Here is a 7,929-nt window from a genome sequence, read left to right on the forward strand (position 1 = left end):
CAATCTGGGACGTGGTATTTTTAAAAATACCACGTCCCCACTTAAAAAGGAGGCATAAAATATGGTGATCCAAGGGCTTCAGAAGCTGACATTACTGGACTATCCGGAGAAGGTGGCGTGTACGGTCTTTACCGCGGGCTGTAATTTTCGCTGTCCGTTTTGCCATAATGCCTCTCTGGTGATCGATACTTATAAGAATAAAGAGATCCCGTCAGAGGAATTCTTTGATTTTCTTAAGAAGCGCCAGGGGATCCTGGACGGGGTGTGCGTGACCGGCGGCGAGCCGCTGATCCAGCACGGGATCGAGGATTTCTTAAGAAGGATCAAGGAGTTGGGATATGCGGTGAAACTGGACACCAACGGCAGCTTCCCGGACAAGCTTGCCCGGATCGTGGAGGCGGGGCTTGTGGACTACGTGGCGATGGATATCAAGAATTCCCAGGAAAGTTACGGGCGGACCATCGGGATCGAAGATTATGATCTGCGCAATATCCACAGGAGCGTCCAGTATCTGCTCGGGGACGCTGTGCCTTACGAGTTCCGGACGACCGTGGTGCGTCAGTTCCATCAGCGCTCGGATTTTGAATCGATCGGGAAATGGATCCGGGGGGCCAGGCATTATTATCTCCAGCAGTTTGTGGATTCCGGGGATCTGATCCAGCCGGGGCTAAGTGGATACAATAAGGACATCATGGGGCAGGCCCTGGAGATCGTGAAACCTTATGTGCCAAATGCAGAGCTAAGAGGGGTGGAATAGCCGCAAACGGCGCAGATCCGGGCCTTCTGGTAAAACTACACAATAACAACATATTGTGCGAAAACGAAATTTGTGCACAATATGTTGTTATTTTTATTGACTGTAAAACACAATCGGTGGTATGATAGAGAAACAGACGAATCGTGCAATAAAATCATAAAAAAGAACCAAAGAGAAACCAGGAAGGGGAGCGAAGCCATGTATCAGGTAACAAAACGTGACGGCCAGATCGTTGATTTCAATCTGTCGAAGATCAGCGTGGCCATTGAAAAAGCATTTAACGCCCAGGAGAAGGAGTACAATCAGGACATCATCGACCTGCTGGCACTGAAGGTGACAGCAGACTTTGAGCCCAAGATCAAGAACTCCCTGATCCAGGTGGAAGATATCCAGGACAGCGTGGAGGCGGTCCTGATCAAAGCGGGCTATTCCGATGTGGCGAAGGGATATATCCTTTACCGGAAGCAGCGGGAGAAGATCCGGAATCTGAAGTCCACCATGCTGGATTATAAGGAGATCGTGGACAGCTATGTGAAGGTCACCGACTGGCGGGTGAAGGAGAATTCCACCGTTACTTATTCCGTAGGAGGACTCATCTTAAGCAACTCCGGCGCGATCACAGCAAATTACTGGCTGTCTGAGATCTATGATGAGGAGATCGGGCAGGCCCACAGGAACGCGGATATCCATATCCACGACCTGTCCATGCTTACCGGATACTGTGCAGGGTGGTCCCTGAAGCAGCTGATCCAGGAAGGCCTTGGCGGGATCCCGGGGAAGATTTCTTCCTCACCGGCCAAACATCTGAGCGTGCTGTGCAACCAGATGGTAAACTTCCTTGGTATCATGCAGAATGAGTGGGCAGGTGCGCAGGCCTTCTCCTCCTTTGACACCTACCTTGCGCCTTTTGTAAAGACAGATAACCTGTCTTATCCGGAAGTGAAGAAATGTATCGAGTCCTTCATCTACGGTGTCAACACGCCGTCCCGCTGGGGGACACAGGCGCCTTTCTCCAATATTACCCTGGACTGGACGGTTCCTGCTGACCTGGCGAACCTGCCGGCCATTGTAGGCGGAAAAGAGATGGACTTCACTTACGGGGACTGCAAGAAAGAGATGGATATGGTCAACAAGGCGTTTATCGAGATCATGATCGAGGGAGACGCCCACGGACGAGGATTCCAGTATCCCATCCCCACCTACTCCATCACCAGTGACTTTGACTGGTCTGATACAGAGAACAACCGTCTGCTCTTCGAGATGACGGCCAAATATGGAACACCTTACTTCTCCAATTATATCAACAGCGATATGGAGCCCAGCGACGTGCGCAGTATGTGCTGCCGTCTGCGTCTGGATCTGCGGGAGCTGCGCAAGAAATCCGGCGGCTTCTTCGGCAGCGGGGAGAGCACAGGCTCTGTAGGAGTTGTGACCATCAATATGCCGCGGATCGCTTATCAGTCTGCGGATGAGGCTGACTTCTTCCGCCGTCTGGACCGTCTGATGGATATTTCCGCAAGGTCGCTCCATGTGAAGAGAACGGTTATCACCAAGCTGATGGACGAGGGACTGTATCCGTATACCAAGCGGTATCTGGGAACCTTCGAGAATCATTTCTCCACCATCGGTCTGATCGGTATGAACGAAGCAGGACTGAACGCGAAATGGATCGGCAAGGATATGACCCATCCGGAGACCCAGGAATTCAGCAAGAAGGCGCTGAACCATATGCGGGAGCGTCTGTCCTCCTATCAGGAAGAGTACGGCGATCTCTACAACCTGGAGGCAACACCGGCAGAATCCACCACTTACCGGTTCGCGAAACACGACAAAGAACAGTTCCCGGATATCATCACGGCGGCAGAGGGAGACGGAACACCTTACTACACCAACAGTTCTCACCTGCCGGTAGGTTATACGGAAGATATCTTCGCAGCTCTGGATATCCAGGATGAGCTGCAGACACTGTATACGTCAGGAACCGTATTCCACGCCTTCCTGGGTGAGAAGCTTCCCACCTGGCAGTCGGCGGCGGCGCTGGTCCGCAAGATCGCGGAGAACTACAAGCTGCCTTACTACACCATGTCTCCAACCTATTCGATCTGCAAGAACCACGGCTATATCAAGGGCGAAGAGTATGTATGCCCTGAGTGCGGAGAGAAGACGGAGGTTTACAGCCGTATCACCGGATACTATCGTCCGGTACAGAACTGGAATGACGGTAAGGCTCAGGAGTTCAAGGACCGGAAGGTTTATGATCTGAGCAAGTCTGAATTCCATCCTCACGTGCAGACAGAAGAGCACATCGAGGAAGTGCTGAAGCAGGAGGCGGAAGAAGGCTCAAAGAAGCTGCTCTTTACCACCAAGACCTGCCCCAACTGCGCCATCGCCAAGCGGGCGCTGGAGGAAGCCCATATGGATTATGAGGTGGTGGACGCGCAGGAGAACAAGGATCTGGTGAAGAAATACGGCGTAATGCAGGCGCCCACTCTGATCGTGGTAGAGGACGGCAAGGTGCAGAAGCTGGCCAACGCCTCCAACATCAAGAAGTTTACGGAAGAGAATGAATAGATTATAACAGACGGCGCAGGATATTTTCCCTATCCTGCGCCGATTTATGTGCGAAGAAGGGGGACGTTCATAAACGTCCCCCTTCTTCGCAGATTACGGTGGCTACCGCAGGAAAATGTGCAGCAGCTTCCGGTACAGTTCCTGGTATGGCTGATACCGCATAGGCAGATCCAGCCAGGTTTTTTTGTCCACAATGCTCTTGTAGTGGGAGAAGGTATCAAAGCCGTCTTTCCCGTGGTAAGCTCCCATACCGCTCTCGCCAAAGCCTCCGAATCCCATTTCGCTGGTGGCCAGGTGGATGATGGTATCGTTGACACAGCCGCCGCCGAACTGGCACCTGGCGGTCACTTTCCGTGCAATGGCCTTGTCGGAGGTGAAGAGGTAGAGGGCCAGAGGGTGAGCCATGGAATTGATCTTCTCTATGGCCTCATCCAGAGAATCATAGGTAAGGATGGGCATGAGAGGTCCGAAGATCTCTTCCTGCATCACCGCGTCCGCGAAGGTCACGTTGTCCATGACGGTAGGCTCGATCTGCAGCGTATCCGGATTGGAGCCGCCCCCCAGCACCACTTTGTCCGGAGCGATCAGTCCGCAGATCCGCTGGAAATGTTTTTCGTTGATGATCTTGCCGTAATCCGGGTTGGAGAGGGGCTGTTCGGTATACTGGATCCGGACCTGGCGCCTGATCTCTTCCACCAGACGGTCTTTGACCGAGGCGTCACAGTAGATGTAATCCGGCGCCACGCAGGTCTGCCCGCAGTTAAGGTACTTGCCGAATACGATCCGCCGGGCGGCAAGCTTCAGGTTGGCGGTCTTCTCCACAATGCAGGGGCTCTTTCCGCCCAGCTCCAGGGTGACGGGAGTGAGGCGGGCGGAAGCGCACCGCATGACCTCCCGGCCCACTGCCTGGCTGCCGGTGAAGAAAATATAGTCGAAATGTTCATTGAGAAGACAGGTGTTTTCTGCCCGTCCTCCGGTGACCACCGCCACATACTCCTCCGGGAAACATTCCCTTAAGATCCGGGCCATCAGCTCACTGGTGGCGGGAGAATAGGCGCTGGGTTTTACCACAGCGGTATTCCCGGCGGCAATGGCGTCCACCAGGGGATCGATGGTCAGAAGGAAGGGATAGTTCCAGGGGCTCATGATCAGGGTCACTCCGTAAGGAGAAGGCTTCTTAAAGCTCCGGGAGTGGAACTGGGCCAGCGGGGTGCGGACCCGTTTCTCCCTGGAATAGGAGCGCACATGCCGCAGCATGTAGCTGAGCTCACTTAAGACCAGACCAGATTCGCACATATAGCTTTCGAAGGTGCTTTTCCCAAGATCCTGCTTCAGCGCCGCTCCGATCTCATCTTCATAGCGCAGGATACAGCTTTGAAGTTTCTTTAAGGCCTGGATCCTTTTCTCTACATCCAGTGTGGCGCCTGTGTGAAAGAAGGCGCGCTGTTTCTTTACAATAGCCTGGATTTCCTGTTGGTTCATGTTCAAATGCCTCCTTGTGATCTTACTGCGGGTCCGGGACGATCTCCATCAGTCCGTAATAGAAGTTCTCCAGTTCCCTGGCGTTCATCAGCACCGGAACAGGGTAGAGGGGATTGGCCTCTTTGTCTGCATAGTGGGCCAGCTTGGGAATATCCTCTTCCCGGATCTCCGGGATGGTGTTGCCGATATGGAATCGCAGCTTCATATCCTTGATGGCCTGGATGAACTTCTTCGCTCCTTCTTCGTAGGAGTCCTCCGGGTCTGCGATGCCGGCTTCCACCGCCAGCTTGTCAAGCTTCTTGTAAACGGCGCTTCCGTAGGCTTCCAGAACCATGGGCAGGATCACGGCGTTGGCGTAGCCGTGGGGCACGTTGTACTGGCCGCCCAGGGAATGGGCCACTGCGTGGACATAGCCTACATAAGACTTGGTGAAGGCACATCCGGCGTAGAAAGAAGCGTGGAGCATATTTCTGCGGGCGTCCAGATTGCTGCCGTCGTTATATACGGTATCCAGATTTTCGAAAATGAGTTTCACAGCCAGCAGGGCGTCCTTGCGGGTCCCGTAGGTGGTGGAGTTGCCGATGAATGCCTCCACCGCGTGGGTCAGGGCATCCATTCCCGTGGAAGCGGTGATGGCCGGAGGAAGGCTTAAGGTAACCTTGGGATCCAGCACCGCATACCTGGGGATCAGCGGGAAATCGTTGATGGCGTATTTGTACCGGGTCTGTGCATCCGTGATCACAGCGGCCAGGGTGGTCTCGCTTCCGGTGCCGGCTGTGGTGGGGATGGCGATGAGCAGGGGCAGCCGCTTGTGGACCTTGAGGATCCCCTTCATCTTTGCCAGAGACTGGTGCGGTTTGGCGATCCTTGCGCCGGTGGCTTTGGCGCAGTCCATACTGGAGCCGCCGCCGAATCCGATGATGGCCCGGCAATCGTTGGCCCGGTAGAGTTCCACTGCCTCCGCCACATTTTCCGTAGTGGGGTTGGCCACGGTCCGGTCATAGATGGTGTAAGGGATCTCATTTTTGGCCAGCACCTTCTCCAGCCGCTGGGTCAGACCCAGCTTGCGGATGCCTGCGTCGGTGATGATCAGTACATTTTCACATCTGCGTTTCTTAAGGATCTCCGGCAGAGCCTTCACGCTTCCTACGATCTTGGGCTTCCGGTAGGGCAGGAAGGGCAGCGCGATCTTGAAGACCGTCTGGAAGGTCCTGCAGTACATTTTACGAAATCGGTTCATGATGTCGCGTCCTTTCTTCTCAAAGAAACGTCAGCCCGAGTCCTGAAAGCACCGGGCTGACGCAGTAAAATCTTAGCAAATTGAATATAGCAGGATGAGCGGTCCTTGTCAATATTCTTCAGGCAGAAATGGGGCTTTTTGCATAGGATAAAGAAGAAAGGGGGAAGGGGCATGGCTGCCATCAGTCTGTGTATGATCGTAAAGGATGAGGAGGCGGTTCTGGACCGGTGCCTGGACTGTTTTGGAGAGCTTGCGGATGAGATCGTCATTGTGGATACCGGCTCTTCCGACCGGACGAGAGAGATCGCCGGAAAATATACCAGCCGGGTTTATGAATTTCCCTGGTTCGGGGACTTCTCGGCAGCCCGCAATTACGGATTTGAAAGGGCGACGAAGGAATATTGTATGTGGGTGGATGCAGACGATGTGATGAGGCGGGAAGACCGGCGGCGGTTTCTGGAGATGAAGAAGACGCTTCCGGCGGACACGGACGTGGTGCTTCTTCCCTACGAGACCGGGTTTGACAGTGAGGGACGGCCGGTATTTACCTATTACCGGGAGCGGATCGTCCGCAATTCGCCGGAGTTTCGTTTCGCAGGCAGGGTTCACGAGACCATCCCTCTTAAGGGAACCCTCCGATATGAAGAGATCCCGGTTGTCCATCGGAAAGAAGGCCCCGGAGACCCGGACCGGAATCTTAGGATCTATGAGGAGATGGAGCGGGCAGGGGAATCCTTTGACAGCCGGGCGCTCTATTATTATGGCCGGGAATTGCTGGCTCATGGAAGATATGAGAAGGGGGTGCAGATCCTCCAGGCTTTCCTGGCCCGGCCGGACGGATGGGTGGAGAATCAGATCGACGCCTCCCGGAAGCTGGCTCACTGCTTCCAGGGGCTTGGACAGGAGGAAAAGGAATTGGACGCCTTACTTGGCGCCCTGCGGTATGATGTTCCCCGGGGAGAGACCTGCTGCCAGCTGGGGCGGTATTTCCTGGAGCGGAGGAGATATGCCCAGGCAGCCTTCTGGTATGAACAGGCTCTCAGGGCCAGGAAGGATCCGGCTTCCGGAGCCTTCATAGAAGAAGACTGCTACGGGTTTCTGCCGGCGATCTCCCTGTGTGTCTGCCATGACCGGATGGGGGACCTGGAGCAGGCAAGAAGGTACAATGAACTGGCAGGCCGGTATAAGCCGGAATCCGAGTATGTAGTAAGAAACCGGGAGTATTTTGAGAAAATAGGTGTCCGGGGATGAAATCCCCACATATATTGATAAGGAATCAAGAACCTGAAAGGGTGAAGGCATATGTCATTGTTTCGAAATAGACAGGACAGACAGGATGTAGAAGCAGAAGAGCAGCGGGGGAGATGTGGCTGCGGTCCGTTTCCGCCGTTTCGTCCCTGCCCGCCGTGTCCGCCGCCCTGTGAGAGCGGCCCAACAGGTCCTACCGGTCCAACGGGAGCCACTGCCCCGTCAATATATGCACAACAAGGAAAATGCCGTAACCATGCGGCTTTCAGCACATTAAAGACAATTAAACAACCCCTATAATTACACCTAAAACGCCGTAGCAAGGTTGGACAAGCCTTGATATGGCGTTTTTAAGTGAATAGGATATGTCGCCGCAGCTTGAAAAGAGTTGCGGTTTTTTTATGCCCGAAAACAGGCGGTAACGTGGAACGTTAGGCGCGAAAAATCCCTTGCAATACAAGGCTTTTCAGGCGCAAAAACGGCAAAGGCATACTGCAATACCAAAACCGCCGAAAACGGCTTTCTAATATTCCACGCAAACCGAGAAAGGAAGTGATAAAAAATGGCAGTTTTCCGAGTTGAGAGAAATACGGGCTATACCGTTATGAGCAACCACCACTTGCGCAATAAG

Annotated in this window: 5 protein-coding genes and 1 pseudogene; 4 read left to right on the forward strand and 2 right to left on the reverse strand. The window is 53.9% G+C overall.

The features are described from left to right. Positions 1–61: 61 nt before the first annotated feature. Positions 62–757, forward strand: a complete 696-nt coding sequence (locus ACML7B_RS07565; RefSeq protein ID WP_106788886.1) for an anaerobic ribonucleoside-triphosphate reductase activating protein — start codon at positions 62–64, stop codon at positions 755–757. 198 nt (positions 758–955) lie between these two features. After that, positions 956–3,328 (forward strand): ribonucleoside triphosphate reductase, encoded by a 2,373-nt coding sequence (locus ACML7B_RS07570; RefSeq protein ID WP_418540351.1) that lies wholly within the window; start codon positions 956–958, stop codon positions 3,326–3,328. Between the two features lie 102 nt (positions 3,329–3,430). On the opposite strand, the gene ACML7B_RS07575 is transcribed toward ACML7B_RS07570, so the two are convergent. Further along, a complete protein-coding gene (locus ACML7B_RS07575; protein WP_418540353.1) occupies positions 3,431–4,810 on the reverse strand; it encodes an aldehyde dehydrogenase in 1,380 nt (459 codons plus the stop codon). A 22-nt stretch (positions 4,811–4,832) separates the two neighbouring features. Next, on the reverse strand, positions 4,833–6,050 hold the full coding sequence (locus tag ACML7B_RS07580; RefSeq protein WP_418540355.1) for an iron-containing alcohol dehydrogenase: 1,218 nt from the start codon (positions 6,048–6,050) through the stop codon (positions 4,833–4,835). 171 nt (positions 6,051–6,221) lie between these two features. Here ACML7B_RS07580 and ACML7B_RS07585 point away from each other — a divergent pair, with 171 nt between their 5' ends. Further along, positions 6,222–7,301 (forward strand): glycosyltransferase, encoded by a 1,080-nt coding sequence (locus tag ACML7B_RS07585; protein WP_418540357.1) that lies wholly within the window; start codon positions 6,222–6,224, stop codon positions 7,299–7,301. A 559-nt stretch (positions 7,302–7,860) separates the two neighbouring features. Continuing rightward, positions 7,861–7,929, forward strand: a pseudogene (locus ACML7B_RS07590) (helix-turn-helix domain-containing protein); the annotation flags it as partial.

Origin of the sequence: Massilistercora timonensis (assembly GCF_048354975.1) — a bacterium.
Lineage (GTDB): Bacteria > Bacillota > Clostridia > Lachnospirales > Lachnospiraceae > Massilistercora > Massilistercora timonensis.

Excerpts from the sequence above, each read along its gene's own strand:
- ACML7B_RS07565 (WP_106788886.1), top strand. The coding sequence starts at position 62 with ATGGTGATCCAAGGGCTTCAGAAGCTGACATTACTGGACTATCCGGAG.
- ACML7B_RS07570 (WP_418540351.1), top strand. The coding sequence starts at position 956 with ATGTATCAGGTAACAAAACGTGACGGCCAGATCGTTGATTTCAATCTG.
- ACML7B_RS07575 (WP_418540353.1), bottom strand. The coding sequence starts at position 4,810 with ATGAACCAACAGGAAATCCAGGCTATTGTAAAGAAACAGCGCGCCTTC.
- ACML7B_RS07580 (WP_418540355.1), bottom strand. The coding sequence starts at position 6,050 with ATGAACCGATTTCGTAAAATGTACTGCAGGACCTTCCAGACGGTCTTC.
- ACML7B_RS07585 (WP_418540357.1), top strand. The coding sequence starts at position 6,222 with ATGGCTGCCATCAGTCTGTGTATGATCGTAAAGGATGAGGAGGCGGTT.